General features: G+C 45.0%; 24 protein-coding genes. 22 read left to right on the forward strand and 2 right to left on the reverse strand.

Going from position 1 to position 15,280, the window contains the following annotated elements; genetic code table 11:
* Window positions 1–71 precede the first annotated feature (71 nt).
* Window positions 72–479, reverse strand: a complete 408-nt coding sequence (locus tag T541_RS0116565; RefSeq protein WP_026653689.1) for a GtrA family protein — start codon at window positions 477–479, stop codon at window positions 72–74.
* 169 nt (window positions 480–648) lie between these two features.
* Here T541_RS0116565 and T541_RS0116570 point away from each other — a divergent pair, with 169 nt between their 5' ends.
* The 4 genes from T541_RS0116570 (at window position 649) to T541_RS0116585 (ending at window position 2,721) form a co-directional block, all read left to right on the forward strand.
* A complete protein-coding gene (locus T541_RS0116570; protein WP_026653690.1) occupies window positions 649–1,533 on the forward strand; it encodes a hypothetical protein in 885 nt (294 codons plus the stop codon).
* A gap of 142 nt (window positions 1,534–1,675) precedes the next feature.
* Window positions 1,676–2,155, forward strand: coding sequence for a MazG nucleotide pyrophosphohydrolase domain-containing protein (locus T541_RS0116575; RefSeq protein WP_034467767.1), 480 nt, complete (start codon window positions 1,676–1,678; stop codon window positions 2,153–2,155).
* The gene (locus T541_RS21515; RefSeq protein WP_155839563.1) at window positions 2,152–2,310 is read left to right on the forward strand and encodes a hypothetical protein; all 159 of its coding nucleotides are present in this window, start codon (window positions 2,152–2,154) and stop codon (window positions 2,308–2,310) included. The genes T541_RS0116575 and T541_RS21515 overlap by 4 nt, the downstream gene beginning before the upstream one ends.
* A gap of 33 nt (window positions 2,311–2,343) precedes the next feature.
* Window positions 2,344–2,721, forward strand: coding sequence for a zinc ribbon domain-containing protein (locus T541_RS0116585; RefSeq protein WP_026653692.1), 378 nt, complete (start codon window positions 2,344–2,346; stop codon window positions 2,719–2,721).
* Between the two features lie 123 nt (window positions 2,722–2,844).
* Here T541_RS0116585 and T541_RS0116590 read toward each other — a convergent pair whose 3' ends face one another.
* The gene (locus tag T541_RS0116590; protein ID WP_026653693.1) at window positions 2,845–3,891 is read right to left on the reverse strand and encodes a cellulose binding domain-containing protein; all 1,047 of its coding nucleotides are present in this window, start codon (window positions 3,889–3,891) and stop codon (window positions 2,845–2,847) included.
* A 275-nt stretch (window positions 3,892–4,166) separates the two neighbouring features.
* Here T541_RS0116590 and T541_RS0116595 point away from each other — a divergent pair, with 275 nt between their 5' ends.
* The 18 genes from T541_RS0116595 to T541_RS0116685 all read left to right on the forward strand — a co-directional run bounded on the left by T541_RS0116595 (window position 4,167) and on the right by T541_RS0116685 (window position 15,175).
* Window positions 4,167–5,171: a hypothetical protein gene (locus tag T541_RS0116595; RefSeq protein WP_026653694.1), complete on the forward strand. Its 1,005-nt coding sequence runs from the start codon at window positions 4,167–4,169 to the stop codon at window positions 5,169–5,171.
* Between the two features lie 74 nt (window positions 5,172–5,245).
* Complete coding sequence (locus T541_RS21520; protein WP_155839564.1) at window positions 5,246–5,413, forward strand: hypothetical protein; 168 nt, start codon at window positions 5,246–5,248, stop codon at window positions 5,411–5,413.
* Window positions 5,414–5,583: 170 nt separating this feature from the next.
* A complete protein-coding gene (locus T541_RS0116605; protein ID WP_026653695.1) occupies window positions 5,584–6,234 on the forward strand; it encodes an MBL fold metallo-hydrolase in 651 nt (216 codons plus the stop codon).
* 14 nt (window positions 6,235–6,248) lie between these two features.
* The gene (locus tag T541_RS0116610) at window positions 6,249–6,701 is read left to right on the forward strand and encodes a PaaI family thioesterase (RefSeq protein ID WP_026653696.1); all 453 of its coding nucleotides are present in this window, start codon (window positions 6,249–6,251) and stop codon (window positions 6,699–6,701) included.
* Window positions 6,702–6,985: 284 nt separating this feature from the next.
* Window positions 6,986–7,432: a GNAT family N-acetyltransferase gene (locus T541_RS0116615; RefSeq protein WP_026653697.1), complete on the forward strand. Its 447-nt coding sequence runs from the start codon at window positions 6,986–6,988 to the stop codon at window positions 7,430–7,432.
* 75 nt (window positions 7,433–7,507) lie between these two features.
* Complete coding sequence (locus tag T541_RS0116620) at window positions 7,508–7,849, forward strand: arsenate reductase family protein (RefSeq protein WP_026653698.1); 342 nt, start codon at window positions 7,508–7,510, stop codon at window positions 7,847–7,849.
* Between the two features lie 81 nt (window positions 7,850–7,930).
* A complete protein-coding gene (locus tag T541_RS0116625; RefSeq protein ID WP_026653699.1) occupies window positions 7,931–8,233 on the forward strand; it encodes a Dabb family protein in 303 nt (100 codons plus the stop codon).
* Window positions 8,234–8,264: 31 nt separating this feature from the next.
* The gene (locus tag T541_RS0116630) at window positions 8,265–8,828 is read left to right on the forward strand and encodes an NUDIX domain-containing protein (protein WP_026653700.1); all 564 of its coding nucleotides are present in this window, start codon (window positions 8,265–8,267) and stop codon (window positions 8,826–8,828) included.
* A gap of 1 nt (window position 8,829) precedes the next feature.
* Complete coding sequence (locus T541_RS0116635) at window positions 8,830–9,126, forward strand: hypothetical protein (protein WP_026653701.1); 297 nt, start codon at window positions 8,830–8,832, stop codon at window positions 9,124–9,126.
* A 64-nt stretch (window positions 9,127–9,190) separates the two neighbouring features.
* On the forward strand, window positions 9,191–9,424 hold the full coding sequence (locus tag T541_RS0116640; protein ID WP_026653702.1) for a hypothetical protein: 234 nt from the start codon (window positions 9,191–9,193) through the stop codon (window positions 9,422–9,424).
* A gap of 526 nt (window positions 9,425–9,950) precedes the next feature.
* Window positions 9,951–10,679 carry a hypothetical protein gene (locus T541_RS0116650; protein ID WP_026653703.1) on the forward strand — a complete coding sequence of 243 codons (729 nt, stop codon included), beginning with the start codon at window positions 9,951–9,953 and terminating at the stop codon, window positions 10,677–10,679.
* A gap of 30 nt (window positions 10,680–10,709) precedes the next feature.
* A complete protein-coding gene (locus T541_RS0116655; RefSeq protein WP_026653704.1) occupies window positions 10,710–11,255 on the forward strand; it encodes a prolyl-tRNA synthetase associated domain-containing protein in 546 nt (181 codons plus the stop codon).
* A 90-nt stretch (window positions 11,256–11,345) separates the two neighbouring features.
* Window positions 11,346–12,188: a YwaF family protein gene (locus T541_RS0116660; protein WP_155839565.1), complete on the forward strand. Its 843-nt coding sequence runs from the start codon at window positions 11,346–11,348 to the stop codon at window positions 12,186–12,188.
* A 250-nt stretch (window positions 12,189–12,438) separates the two neighbouring features.
* A complete protein-coding gene (locus T541_RS0116665) occupies window positions 12,439–13,158 on the forward strand; it encodes a Pr6Pr family membrane protein (RefSeq protein WP_155839566.1) in 720 nt (239 codons plus the stop codon).
* A 30-nt stretch (window positions 13,159–13,188) separates the two neighbouring features.
* Window positions 13,189–13,644 carry a flavodoxin family protein gene (locus tag T541_RS0116670; RefSeq protein WP_034467771.1) on the forward strand — a complete coding sequence of 152 codons (456 nt, stop codon included), beginning with the start codon at window positions 13,189–13,191 and terminating at the stop codon, window positions 13,642–13,644.
* A 345-nt stretch (window positions 13,645–13,989) separates the two neighbouring features.
* Window positions 13,990–14,274 (forward strand): helix-turn-helix domain-containing protein, encoded by a 285-nt coding sequence (locus T541_RS21930; protein ID WP_034467775.1) that lies wholly within the window; start codon window positions 13,990–13,992, stop codon window positions 14,272–14,274.
* A gap of 120 nt (window positions 14,275–14,394) precedes the next feature.
* Window positions 14,395–14,580, forward strand: a complete 186-nt coding sequence (locus T541_RS0116680) for a hypothetical protein (protein ID WP_026653709.1) — start codon at window positions 14,395–14,397, stop codon at window positions 14,578–14,580.
* The gene (locus T541_RS0116685) at window positions 14,567–15,175 is read left to right on the forward strand and encodes a hypothetical protein (protein WP_155839567.1); all 609 of its coding nucleotides are present in this window, start codon (window positions 14,567–14,569) and stop codon (window positions 15,173–15,175) included. Before T541_RS0116680 ends, T541_RS0116685 begins: the two co-directional genes overlap by 14 nt.
* Window positions 15,176–15,280: the final 105 nt, after the last annotated feature.

Consider the following 15,280-nt stretch of genomic DNA (forward strand, 5'->3'; position numbering starts at 1 on the left):
CAAGAGTTAATTCTGAGCTAAGATCCACGATGTGGACACTGCCAATAGATTTTAGCTAGAAGTGTACATCATCAATCAGTATCAAGGCTATCTCTGAACACGATGAATCTATCATAGAGATACTCGGTGCTTAGATTGATGATCATGTTAATTCCGGTCACAAGGTATTCGTTCCAGTGAAGGGTTTCTACGAGATAGTTTCCTCCGATTGTTGTAACTGGTGTAAAGACTGCGTAGAACAGTGCTACTTTCATCATGGCTATTGGTACGTTGTTGGCGCTTTGGAATGTGAATTTGCGATTTAGCGTGAAGTTCCATAAAACTGATAATATCAATGCTGTCAGATAACATGGCCAGTATGGTAATGGGGTGAGTTCTGTAAGCAGCGAAAAGCTAACTATTTCTATTATTCCAGCGGAGATTGAAAAGAAGATAAACTTGATGACTCTTATAATCTCTTTTTTCTTTTCTTCTTCCACGACTAACCCTCCTCGAATAAATCTCCGATATTCTTAAATAAAGCTCAAATAAGCTCAAATAAAATGACTCAGATATTGTATCACAACGAGGGGGACTTTTGGGACACCTAATCGAGTAGGATAGTTTTAGCAAGTGATTTCTGTTTTTTGATTTAGGAGGATTAGGATTATGTCACGGATAGACAAAGATATAAAGCGAATAAAGGCATTACTCAAGAATAAGAAAGTGATATGGGGAATAGTAGGTGCGGCTATAGTTCTCATATGGCTGGTTTCTCGCTTTAGTAAGGAAGCTTTCTACAACGATTTTGATAAGGCGAGGGAAGAAAGCAGGGAAGAGATGGACGCGTCTTTGATGTATGAGATGAAGGATGGCGACCACGTTAATTCTTTTAATGTGAAAGTTCTTTTTGATGATGATGAATACAGTAGTATGTCTTTTCACACGAACTATGATCTTGTGGAGTTCAAGATGGATGCGACATTTGATATGTTGTCTCTGAAGGAGCGCTGCAGGATTTGCAACGAGATCATGGAGGAGGTAACGCCTAAGCTACGAGAGTACTTCAAGAATACCAGGTACAGTAAGATATTCGAGGCTAATTGTTCCTATTCTAAAACTATGAAGTATAGAGGTAAGTACTTGGAGGTGAGCCATGATTATGAGTTCAAATTCTATGATGCTACGAATACCTATACTTTTCCAAAATACAACAGCATGACTGTTACGCTAACTGGCACTAGTGCCAATACATATTATGTGTTTAGTTACAAGGATGGGAAGATAAGCGACTTCGGAAATAGGTATGCTCCCACTAGTGGTGGTGGATCTAGTAAGACTCAGTCTTCGGGAACTTCTGGCAAGACGAAGACATCTTCTGGCTCCTCAGGTAAGAAGAAAACTACCTATGATCCTTACGATGGCGATAAGTACAAATCAGGCCAGGACTTTGCTGATGACAAGTACGAAGAGTTCGAGGATTATGAGGACGACTACGATGATGAGGACGAGGCCTATGATGCGGCTGAGGACTATTGGGATGATAATTATTGAGTAAACAAAGAGCGGCCTCGCGGTCGCTCTTTTTGCTGGTTTTTTGATGTGCGATAGCTCTTTTTAGTGGTATCATCGATGGTAGAAGTTAGAGATAGCTCTTTTAACATAATATGAAGATATGGGGGATATGGATAGTAGAATGGGTAAGTCAGAGATTGAGAGGTTGAAGGAGATTGTTGAGGCGCTAAGGAGCGAGGATGGGTGCTCGTGGGACAGGGCGCAGACGCATGAGAGTTTGAAGGCGCCTTGCATTGAGGAGGCGGCTGAGGTGGTTTGCGGAATCAATATTCTTAAGGAGACGGGGGATCCGGAGAATCTGAAGGAGGAGCTGGGGGATTTGCTGCTTCAGGTGATGTTTCATTCGGTGATCGCGGAGGAGGAAGGGTATTTCACTTTTGATGACGTGGCGAAGTGCGTTTCTGAGAAGATGGTGAGGAGGCATCCGCATGTTTTTGCCGGGGTGACTTGTGCTTCGGAGGAGGAGCTTCACGAGGCCTGGGCCAAGATCAAGAAGGAAGAGAAGGCGGGGAAGGAATGGCACGAGGATTATCTGCCTGGGGCTTTTGATGAGGCGATGGGGCTGATTGATAGGGCAAAGGAGAGGAAAGGGTTTAAATGAAACATTACATCATTGCCAAGTTTAAGGATAAGGAAGATACGGAGAGGTTGTTTCCAGAGGTTAGACAGCTCTTTTGCGATGCGGAAGTGATTCCTGGGGTGGAGAAGGTGTTGGTTCATAAGTCCAACAGTGACAGGGACAACAGCGATATTTGATTGTGATTGAGTGGTACTGGAGGAGTTTGAGTAATGTTTTTTATCATGGGAATTTCGGATGGTAGGAAGGAGCTTGAGTTTAATCAGCTTGTGACGTGCGCCATCTGTGGGAAATATGGAAGGTTCAATGTGTTCATGACGTACACGGTGCTGTCGCTGTTCTTTATTCCGGTGTTTAAGTGGAATAGGCGTTACTATGTGCAGACGAGTTGTTGCGGAACGGTTTATGAGCTTGATGCTGAGGTTGGAAAGGCTATTGCGCGAGGCGAAGAGGTGGAGATCCAGCAGGAGCAGCTGACTAGGGTTATGAGTGGCAGAGGATTTATGGCTGGGTACAAGAAGTGTAGGCAGTGCGGATATGAGACTGCGGAGGATTTCGAGTTCTGCCCGAAGTGTGGGACGAGGTTTTGAGGAATCTATATTATATATTGGGAAATAAAAATGGCTAGCACTATTGTGGTGCTAGCCGTTTGGATTGTTACCGCAAACAGGTTGAATTTGCATAAGTCAAAGAGAACCGTCCCCAATGACTTATTAAGGAGCAACGGTTGCAATGAATCCGAAGGTGAAGCTTTCGCCGGCTGCAAGGTCGTTCTTCCAGGATGGGTGGCCAAATGTATATGTGCCATTTTCTGAAGAGAGAACATCTGCGCACCAGAGCTGGTCGATTGTTCCGTCGAAGTTTAATGTTGCATCCCAGTTACTGATGGTCTCGTCAGAGGTGTTGGTTACAGTTACGTTTATAAGTACCTGGTTGTTCCAGCTGTTAACCACCTGAGCGTTTACTTCAAGGCCAGGAGCTGGGTCTGGAGTTGGTTCTGGATCAGGAGTTGGGTCTGGTTCTGGGTCTGGCTCAGGAGAAGCAATTTCTTCAAAGTTTGCTGTCAGGACGATGTTCTCGCCTGTGAGTTCAGCAAATGCGATGCTGTCGCCAGGGTTATAGACAGCGCCTGTTTCTTCCAGGGTCCAGCCAACGAAGTTAAATCCTTCCTTTTCAGGTACAAGATCAGAAACAGTGATGGAGTCTGCAGATTCAATGGTGTAGACTGTTTCGTCAGTTGGCACGTTTGTTGCATCAGCGGCGTTGTAGGTTACAGTATAGTTGTTGAGTTCATATTTGAGAGTCAGCTGTGTTCCCTTTGTGTGGGCTGCAGATTGTGAAAGGTCTGAGTTTCCGCTTGCTGCTGTGTAGTGGAAGTATGTGGAATAATTGATTTCGCCTGAAGTTTTATCTGTGTACTGCTTAAGGAAGAAGTAGTCGATACCTACGTAGTTGGAGTAGCCTTTCTTGTAGTCGGCTTTGGCCAGATGATAACCTGGATAGGTTGGGGCTAGCTCTTTTACGTAAACTGGGCCTTCTGTGGATAGCTCAAATGTCAATTCGTCTGAAGAACCCAGTGTAACGGTCTTGCCGCCTACTGTAGCAGTAGCCACGAGCTTGTTGACGGTGAAAGATTTGGTGATGACTTCCTGTGCCTCCTCTGCGAAGGAAGTGAAAGATGTGAAGGAAACCAGCGATGATACGCTGAGAATACCTGCTACTGAGTAAGCAAGTATTTTCTTGAAAAGATTGTTTTTCATTATATACCCCCGATTGTTGATGCCTCGCTAAACTTCCCATGCTTAGCGGGGTTAGTTAATGTAACAATATTATATTAGGGATATCTGGGGGCCGCAGCAATTCATTTTCGTGAGTATTGTGTGCAAAAAAGACCAATGGGGATGGGAAGAAGTCAAAGAGAACCGTCCCCAATGACTTTTTAATAGAAAGATAATAGCTCTTTTATCCATAGTTAACGTTTGACTGATACAATGATGATGAGATGATATGGAAAGGATTATGGAGGATTATGTGTATGAGAAGGAGATTGGTTAGTCTGCTGATGGCCTGCGTTATGGTGAGTGTTACTGGTTGCGCGGGGGATGTGAAGGGGGATGGAGAAGCTGCTAGTAGTGGTAGTAGTGAGATTGCTCCGGCTACTGAAGATTCGGTTGCGGGGGATGGAGATAGCTCTTTTGACAGTACTGAGGAAAGTGCGGCGGAAGAGAGTAGCGTGGGAGTAGAAGATGATAAGGTTGTTGGTGTTGAGGGTGGATACGACTGCACATATCTTGTGGAGGCAGATGGGGTCTACGCTTACAGGCTGACGGACGAGGAGCTTATCGCTGAGTACAATGAGCTTTATGCGGCGGCGTTTGAGGAGACGATTGCTTCACTGGAGGATGTGAAGAGTTGGATGGACCAGAGTTATTCTGGGGATGCTGGGGTTGTGACCAGCGATCTGGTGAGCAGGGATTATGGGAAAGAAGAGTTTGTGAAGACTGGCTCTTTTTATGAGATGGATTTTGATATGGATCTTGAGAATGTGGGGTTCAGTTATGTGGATCTGAACAGCGACGGGATCTTCGAGTTGGTATTTGGTGTGCTTCGTAATGTTGATGATGAGTGGGGCCCATGGAACTGTGTTGAGAGGGCGTACACGCTGATTGATGGCGAGGCGGTTAAGTTCTACGAGGGCGGCAGCAGGATGCTGTTCTGGCTTGGAAATGATGGCGCGATCTACCAGGATATGAGTGGAGGCGCGGCTTATGGTGGTACTTCCAGGATGCATTTTGATCCTTCGACTTTTTCTGTTGATGAGGATCCTTGGGGTGGACTGGGCTTGGTTCAAGACGAGTTTGTAGGATATTGGGAAGGGCCAGTGCATGTAGTTGGGCCGATTGAAGATATGGACGAGGCCGCGAAGCTTCCTGAGAACCAGATCACAGATGATGAGCTGGGTGCTTTGATGGATGAGTGGAGTGAGCGGATGGTCGAGATAGAGTGGCTAAAGTTTACGGAGTATTTTGGCGATAAGTAGTTGGTAGTATTGTTTGGAGTTGATGGGACTTGTTCCTGGTGACTCTGGTCTCATGGATGAGAGGAGATGTTGAAATGGAATTCTTATCAAAAGTAATGTATGTGATTATTGCAGTGTTGGTATCAGTGTGCGTGTTTATGCTTCTGTGCGAGAAGAATCCGGGGCTGTCGGCGCCGCTGAAGTCTATGGTGTCGGAGTATGCTGCGCAGCATGCGACGGTGGAAGTTGAAGTGGATGAGTGAAGAGAGGGCTATGGCGAGTTGCCATAGCTCTTTTTATGGGCTTTGATTCTGTATAGAAACGGAGATGTATGGTATTATCTATAGTAGAGGAGTAGAGGCGATTTGCGGAAACTCTGATTTGAGATTGAGAGAGATAGCTCTTTTTACAATAGGATAATATGGAGGGCGCGATGCTAGATTTTATCGAGGTTTTGACGCACAGTAGCATAAGGATCAAGGGCGAGGTTGGTACGATTTACGTGGATCCGTTCAATATTAAGGACGAGTTGAATGATGCTGACTTTGTGTTTGTGACGCATCCGCATTATGATCATTTTTCGATAAAGGATCTCAGGAAGGTGATTAAGCCTGAGACTATTATGGTGGTTCCAGCGAGGATGGAAGATGATGCGTTGGAACTGGAGCGCGAGGTTAAGGAGGTTATGGCGGTTAAGCCAGGTGGTTCGCATGAGGCGGGCGGTCTTAAGTTTGAGACTGTGGCTGCATACAATACAATCAAGCCTTTTCATCCACGCCGCGCGGAGTGGGTTGGATATATTCTTGTTGTTGATGGAAAGCGCATCTATATTGCAGGAGATACAGGGGCTACCAAGGAGGCGAAGGCTGTTAAGTGTGATGTAGCTCTTTTGCCAGTTGGTGGAACGTACACGCTGGATGCTAAGAGGGCTGCGGAGCTTGTAAATACTATCAAGCCGGAGTATGCTATTCCTACACACTATGGCACTATCGCTGGCAGAAAGACTGACGGCAAGACGTTTGCGGATCTTGTGAAGGAGCCGGTGAAGGTGGTAGAGAAGATACAATATTTTAAGTTAGATTAGGAGTTGATGTAAGGATGCGTAAGGCAAGATCAGAGAAGGAAGCTGCGATCAGGGAGAAGATGATTGCGGAGTTGTATTCTAATGAGTACAACAAGTTTATTGGATTTGAGATTCTGGAGCTGAGCCCGACTTATAGTAAGTCTAGGATTAAGGCGGATTCAAGGCTTCATAATACATATGGAAGTATTCATGGCGGTGCGCTTTTGTCATTTGTTGATGCGATGGCGGGGGCTACGGGAAGTATGAGTGGTTACTATGTTACAACGGTTTCTGCAAATCTTAATTTCCTGTTGCCGGCGGTGAATACGGAGTATATCTATTGCGAGTGTATGAAGCTCAAGACTGGTAAGCATATTCTGGTGTTTGATATCAGGGTTACGGATGACGAGGGGAATTTGCTTGATAGTGGCGAATTCTCTTTCTTTGCGAGTAAGGTGCCGGTGTTGGGGGATAATTTGAGGTTTTGAGAATTTACGGTAACTGGGCCGGATGGAGATGATTTTACCGTAGTTGTCCTTGGCGGGTCTTGGATGGCTACGGTAATTTTTTATATTTGTGGATGGGTTACCGTAGGAGCGGGTGATCGGGTTGGAAATTGACTAAGGGAAATCACTAGGATTCTAGGTGTATTTACCGTATACTAGTAAGATAGAACATGAGATAGATAATCAAGACGGAGCTAAAGACAGCTATATTAGATAAAGCCAGGAACATGGCTGCAAATGATTAGAGAATGTGAGATTAAGATTTGATGGATATTCTAGTTAAGCACTTTGACGAGCTCAGTACCCGTGAGCTTTACGAGATATTAAAAACAAGATTTGAGATCTTTGTTACGGAGCAGGAGTGCATCTATCAGGATCTGGATGACAAGGATCAGGATGCATACCATGTGTTCTGCTGGAATGAGGCGGGGCGCGTGGCTGGGTGCTTGAGGGTGTTCTGGAAGGATTATGACGAGACAGCAGGCGTGGCGCAGATAGGACGAGTTGTGACTCTGGAGCATGGTAGGGGCATCGGTGGAGTGCTGCTTCACAAGGGTGTTGAGGTGGCGACTAAGGTGCTTGGAGCTAAGAGGATGTATCTGGAGGCTCAGGAGTATGCGATTGGATACTATGCTAAGGAGGGTTTTAGCGTGGTGTCGGATGTGTTTATGGAGGATGGGATTCCTCACGTTAAGATGGAGAGGGATGCTTGAGACGGAGACTAGAGTTTCGGATTGAGAGAGACAGAGACTAGAGTTTCAGTACGTTTGAGATAGAGGAAGAGAAATATGAACATACAAATATTTGGAACTAAGAAGTGTAATGATACTAAGAAGGCGGAGCGCTTCTTTAAGGAGCGTGGGATCAAGTTTCAGTTTATTGATATGAAGGAAAAGGGAATGAGCAAAGGGGAGCTGACATCTGTGGCCAGCGCCAATGGAGGCATCATGAATATGGTGGATCCTGGGGCGAAGGACAAGGATGCGGTAGCTCTTTTACAATATATTGCTGATGAGGACAAGCTGGAGAAACTTCTTGAGAATCAGCAGATCATTAAGACACCAGTTGTGCGAAACGGGAAACAGTCTACGCTGGGCTATCAGCCAGATGTGTGGAAGAAGTGGGAGTAAGCTGGTGGCCGGTGTTGTGGAGCTGATGATGTGACTGGTCAGTGATGGAACAAGATTAGAGTATAGATGGAGGGAATGAAAATGGTTAAGCATGTAATTTTATGGACACTTAAGGATGAGCTTTCTGCAGAGGAGAAGGAGAGCGTTAAGAAGGGAATCAAAGAAGGGCTTGAGGCTCTTAAGGGAAAGGTTCCTGGAATTGTGGAGATCAAGGTTAATATCAATGGGCTTGCTTCTTCAAATGCAGATCTGATGCTGGATTCAACTTTTGAAAGTGAAGAGGCGCTTAAGGGATATGCTACACATCCTGAGCATGTGGCTGTTGCGGATGGTAAGGTTAGACCTTACACCAAGATTAGAAGCTGCCTGGACTTTGAGGTGTGATGGGCTGCGATGCGGTCTGCAGCGGGCGTGAATGCTAGAATCTGAATTGAATGTTGAGGGTATTGATTTGGAACTCATAGATTTATATGACAAGAATGGAGAGCTGGTAAGGCGCGCAGTGCCTAAGGGTGAGAAGAAGCATGCTGGGGAGTATGCAAAGCATGTGCTTATCATCATGAAGACCAGTGATAGTCCAGCGCCTGGAGAAGACGAGGGACAGTATGTTGTGCAGCAGAGGTCTCTGAAGGCTAAGTATTATGCTGGCAAGTGGGACATGACCGGAGGCGGCGTGAAATCTGGCGAGGAGCCTGTAGATGCTGCTTGCCGCGAGGTGCGAGAGGAGCTGGGAATAGCTCTTAAGCCTGAGGATATGGAGCTTGCGTTTAAGCATGCTGTGACTTGGGACGATGGCACAGGGCTACTTGTATACGTGTTCATGTGCAGGGTTCAGGTGCCTGAGGGCGGCTTTGAGTTTGATAGGTATGAAGTTAATGATGTGAAGGTTATGCCTTTTCATGAGTTCTTGGAGCATGTGATGGATCACAATAGCGAGGAATTCGGGGAAGGACTGAAGGAAATAGAGAGAAGGCTGTAGTATGGATAATCGCGTGGAATGGGCCAGGAGCCATGATGAGGTGGTGAAGGCTGTTAGGGAGCTTGGTTTTCCTGAGGCTTTGGGAGATCAGGTGGCGAGGCAGCTTGGAAGCCCTAAGGCTATGGAGAGGATGCTTGCTTATCTTTATAATGTGAAGCCGCGGAGTGCAGAGCTGATCGTGGATGAGATGCTGGCGATCTGTAGTGATATAGATAGGTGGAGAGATAAGAAGGCTAGTGAAGAGGCCAATGCAAGGTATAATGAGATTTTGAATTATGGGCTCGGAACGGAGGAGTAGTGAGCCCGGAGTGCTGGTGAGCGCAGGAGTTATGCGCTTGTCGAGATAGTAGTGAGGAGAAGTTATGGGATCAATTCTAATTAAGGATACAACTAGAGAAGAAAGAGAGCGGATTGTGGCTGAGTCTATCGGGAACATCAGCGGTTCTTGCGATGGCTGTATGTCTGGGTTTGCGGAGATGTACCAGGACTACATTGATGGCAAGAAGGAGATTCGCGAGATTAACATGGAGTTCCGCGCTAACTATGAGTCGGGCGTGGAAGGGCCACAGAAGGCGGATTGCGGATATAAGATGTGAGATTTTCTGTATGGAATCAGGCTGGAAAAGTACTGAGGAGCCCAAAACACAGAAAAATAAGGGGTGAGATTGCTTTTTCTGTATGGCTTGAATTTTTGATTTGGCTAAAACACAGAAAGTGAGGAGGTAGCGCTTGTTTTTCTGTACCAGATAATTTGATTGCAAGCAATGAGATACAGAAAAAAGGGGAGTTTGCTCTATATTCTGTATTTCTAGCTGGTTTAAACAATATCGGAATTGATATAATACAGAAGATGAGAGTTTTTTCTTCATTTTCTGTATTTTTCTTAATTTGAAATTTAGAGGCCTACAGAAAAATCAAAGGAACATGCTGCTTTTCTGTGTTTTGTGGAAAAATAATTGAGTTATGTCGGGAACAGGCTACAGGGAGTACAGAAAAAATGCAAGTATATGCGATTTTTCTGTAAACCTGACACAATCAGAGTAGATCAGGGACCAGATAGAACATAAATCAAGCAAATCAAGTGCTGAATAAATTTCAAAGAAGCACAAGGGGTAGACTGCTATGGGAAACGAGAATGGAACCTGGATCATGTACGGTGTTGATTGGGATGACCCGGAATGCCTGCATACTGTCCAGGATGCGATAGACTATATCAATGAAGTTGGGTTCCTACCTTTGTTCAAGAATGATGTGCCGGGGTTCTCGTTGGAGGAACGTACGGTGCCAGGCTACTGGTGGTGCGGAGATCCGGAGGTTGATCCTTGGGAGTGGCGTGAGCTGATAGCTAGAAGTGGCGAGGTAGCTTACGGCAAGTTCTTTGAGAAGAAGGCAGGTTTTATCTCGAAGGAGTGGCTGCCTTACTTTGCAAATTACAGGCGCGATGGCTACGACTTCGATGCTTTGTGGGATGACGAGAAGGCTTCCCGGCGCCAGAAGAAAATCATGGATTTGTTTGAAGTTGATGATGAGATCTACTCTAATGAAATTAAGCAAAGGGCTGGCTTTGGAAAGGGCGGAGAGAAGGGCTTTGACGGGACCATGACGGATCTTCAGATGAAGACCTATCTTTGTGTCAGGGATTTCAGGCAGCGCAAGAATAAGAAGGGCGAGCTCTACGGCTGGCCTATAGCAATCTATGCAAAGCCAGAGTCTATCTGGGGGTATGATGTTGTGACTGCAAGATACACTGAGACAGCGGATGATTCTGGGAAAGCAATTGCGGAGCACATCAAGGAAATTTACCCGATTGCGACAGATGCGCAGATAAAGAGGCTTGTGGGCAAGAAGTAAATAATAGTTAGTTGGAGGAAACATCACAACATGCAGTTATACAAAGGAAGACCAGAGAACACAGACAATAGGCTGGAAAGGGAGATTCGCGTGTATGATTTCCTGGACGAGCTTGGAATAGAGTATGAGCGTGTGGATCACGAGCCTGCCATGACAATGGAGGCTTGCGAAGCAGTTGATGAGGCGCTTGGGACACTTATGTGCAAGAACTTGTTTTTGTGCAATAGGCAGAAAACGGCATTCTACCTGCTTTTGATGCCTGGTGATAAGAAGTTCAAAACCAAGGAGCTTTCAAGTCAGATAAATTCTGCCAGGCTTTCTTTTGCGGAAGCAGAGGACATGCTTAAATACCTGGATATTCAGCCTGGGGCAGTGAGTGTCATGGGGCTTATGAATGACAAGGAGCATGGCGTAAGGCTTCTGGTGGACGAGGACGTGAAGGCTGGTGAGTTCATTGGTTGCCATCCTTGCGTGAATACGTCCAGTCTCAAGATTAAGACTTCTGATATATTCGAGAAGTTCCTGCCAGCTGTGGGGCACGCGGCTGAGATCGTGCACCTGGTGGGCGAAGACTGAGGGCTGAAAACTTAAGACTTAAGACTAGAGATTAAAGACTAGAGACTGAATACTACAGTGTTTTGGGGCGAGAGTGGTGAGGGTTCACTATTGATGCTTGATTATTTCTGGAAACAACAGGATGACATACCTGCAGGAATGGGCTATCCCTTGTTTGGGATGACCCATCTGATTAGTGTGGCTGTGACGCTGGTGCTGGTGGCAATGCTGGTGGCAATGCTGGTGCGGGCACTACTGGTTGCGAGACGTGATGGCGGTTTTGAGTCGGAGAAGAATCGTGACAAGGAACATAGTAGTCGTAGTCAGAATCAACATGCCAGCCGTAGACACTACATTCTCAAGGTCATCCCAGTCATCATGTTTCTCATGGAAATTTTCAAGGACGCGTTCCTTATCAGGGTCCATCGCTTCGGCCCATATTATCTTCCGCTGCACATCTGCAGTTTCGGAATCTTCGTATTTCTTTTGCGCGAGTGGCTACCCTGGAAGTGGGCCAAAGACTTCTTCGGAGAAATCGCGTTCATCGTCATCATGCCTGCCTCAGTGGCCGCGCTGATTTTTGCGGATTGGACGATCTATTACCCGGTGCTGAACTTCATGAACCTCTACAGCTACGCGTGGCACGGGCTTTTGGTGGCATATCCGCTCACTATCTATTTGTCAAAAGAGCTATCTCCTTCAATTAAACATATTCACTACAATCTACTGTTTCTGGGCGTTGTGACGCCGTTTGTGTACGTCTTTGATAAGAAGTATGATTGTAATTTCTTCTTTATAAACTGGCCGCTGCCTGGAACACCACTTGGCTGGCTTGCAGGATTCATGGGCAATCCTGGGTATCTGGTGGGATATGCGGTGCTTGTGGTTGTAGTGATATTGCTGATGTACGCTGGAGTTGCGGTGACTGGTGATAGACGCTGTGGGGAGAGATGACTGCACGGTATAATGGCTTGCGGATAAGATACATAGAAATGGGCTTTTTATCCGCACAGGAGATGAATTGATAAAAAATACTTGATAAAAACAAAAGATGTGATACAATCATATTGCGCTCAATGCAATATAATTATTCGTGGCACTAGAGATTACCCATAACAGCAATAGCTATTCACTTCGAGAAGGCTATAGTTTAGAGAACATAATGAATTCAGCGACTAATCCAGTTCCACAGCGAGGTATCACCATGAGCAAATCATCAAATAAAGTGGCTAGATCAGCCAGAATATTATTATCATCAAATCAAAAGAAACTAAGCATCTTACTCAAGGTCATCGTAATAGTATCCGCGTTTGTGGGCACAGCGATCAGTGCTTTTGGCGACGGAAACTTTTTCATGGGCGGATCGAGAGCCTTCATGTATTTCACGATTCAGTCCAACATTGCAGTAGCCATCATAAGTGCGATAGGTCTTTTCCTCATGAGAGGAGACAGGGCGGTTAGCAGAGCGTGGTTCGTGGTCAAGTTCGTAGGCGCGGTGGCTATAACTTTGACGGGAGTTGTGTTCTGCTTCGTGCTGGCGCCAACGCTTGGCAGCAAAGCATGGAACGTTCATAACGTGCTAACCCACGTGGTTGTGCCGATTGCGGCAGTGGCTGATTTCTTTATCGTTGCGCCTAAGGCCAGGATTAGCAAGAAGAATGTGCCTTTCGTCCTGATTCCACCGATCCTTTACGCGATCTATGCAGGCATCGGCTATGTACAGGGCTGGGAGTTCTACGAGGGCGGCTATAACTATCCTTACTTCTTCCTGAACTGGGGAAGTCCAGCGGGAGCCTTCGGTTTCACTGACGAGCTGCCTTTCATGGGTACAGGCTGGTGGATACTTTTGCTGTTTATTTTCCTGCTTGCGGTGGGCACTTGCTACCTCAAGATTGCGGAGATTATAGATAAGAAGAATAAATAAGGTTAAATACATTCAAAGGGGGCATTAATTATGAGTAACGCAGTAATCATCTACGCTTCAACACATCACGGCAACACCAAGAAGGTTGTTGACGCAATTGCCAAGGAGTTCGACGTTGAGCTTGTTGACGCAACACAGGTTCAGGAAAAAGATCTATCGGGTTACGATCTGATCGGTTTTGCCAGCGGAATTTATGCGGCGCAGTTCCATCAGCAGGTTAAGAACTTCGCACAGGTTAACCTTCCTCAGAATAAGAAGATCTTTTACATCATGACAAGTGCCATGAACAAAGACTTCTCCAAGTCTATGGCTGAGTCCATCAAGGGCAAGAACGCTGAGGTTGTGGGCAAGTTCACATGTCACGGTTACAACACTTTCGGACCTTTCAAGCTTGTGGGCGGAACCAGCAAGGGACATCCTGATGAGAACGACCTCACTGATGCAGTTGAGTTCTTCAGAAAGCTCATCAGAGTAGGCGAGGCGTGAGAAGAAATTCAAATTGATGATTGTTATAGAGCCATGTACTAATTACAAAGTACATGGCTTTTTTGTGATATATGAAATTTCTCCGAAATTCCTATATCATAAAAAACGCTCCGTTATGGATGCGCACTACTGTGTATGACATTTCATTAGGCTCGAAAAAACCTCGCCAAGTGATCTGCACATCGCGCGATAGGTAAATGTTGCATAAATGCAACCGCGCTCGGCGCGAGCATGTTGCAAGCAACATGCTTTCTTATATGCCAAAATGAAAAAGAAAAGGTTGACATTCACGCAATGCGTAATATAATAAGTATATACGCATTGCGTTACTATGTGAGGTGTCTTATGAGTGCCGAATATAATGTAGATATCGAGGGACTAAATCTAACCATTGAATGTGAAGAAGATGGTTCGGAGCAAAGAGGTAAGAGATTAACTGCATATTGTGTCAGAGCTGTTAGGAATCTTACAGGTATGAATCGCAGGGAATTTGCTGATTGGTTAGGAATTCCATATAGAACTATTACTGATTGGGAACTTGAGCAGAGGCAGATGCCGGATTATGTACTTAGATTGATAGCCTATAAGGTGCGAATGGAATATGCCGATAAAACAGGTGAGAGAAATTAAAAGCTTTCCTTATTACTAAATTGTCAATTGAAGTGACTTTGTTGGTATAATGAGTGTGATGATAAGTCTTTTTTCTCTTCCTTGTTTTTATTAAATGATAATAAGGAAGGAGAGATGCCTATGATAGGAGGACTAGATATGGCTGGAAGGGTTACATACACTTTGACAGACATTCCTGGTGAACTTGGAACTAAGATAATCGATCAGATTCGCGAATCAGATAAACCTTCTCGTAAAGAGATGGAAGAAAAAGTTCAAGCTATGAAACGTCGTATCTTGGCAGCGGAAAAGCGTGAAAAAGAGTAGTGTTGTAAACCATAATGAAGTGTTTTATTGCGAGCATTTGGTTTTGACTAGAAAGACCATGCAGGATATAGACGATTTTCGGGTTACCAATTCGGAAGGAAAAGGTCTTCTGGAGTATTTACAGAATAATGCATATCATGATGAGAAATTGGGGGCACAGCGAATTTATCTGGTTAGAGATATGATAACAGATGAGTTGGTGGCCTTTTTTGGTTTAAAGACTGGAATGGTTTCTCAGAATGAAAGAGCTGTTAAGATTGATAATGAAGAAAGAATTGTATTTGATATGATATCGGGGATAGAATTGGCAGAGCTGGCAGTAAATGATATTTATATACGCCATAATCCAGCGAGTAAAGGGTGTGGTCTGATTATATTTAATGATTTCATATTGCCAATATGCGAGCAAGCTAAACAACTTGTTGGGTGTGAGATATTATATGGTTTTTCAGTGGATGAAAAAGGAAAACTTCTTGATAGATATTTAAATGAATACAATTTTGCTAGATTAGATCCAGAAAGTGAGGCAAAAGTTCAGGATCGACTTCGACCATATTTTGATAAGGGGTGTGTATTTATTTACCAGAAAATCTGACCCCAACTTAGCAAGAATTGGCATAATTCCGGCAATAATGCTTTAGAGAACACAGGGCCTGATATGTTACATTTAGAACATGTAATGTATCGGGCTTTTTATTTT

The organism is Butyrivibrio proteoclasticus P6B7, from assembly GCF_000622085.1.
In the GTDB taxonomy this organism is placed as follows: domain Bacteria; phylum Bacillota; class Clostridia; order Lachnospirales; family Lachnospiraceae; genus Butyrivibrio; species Butyrivibrio proteoclasticus_A.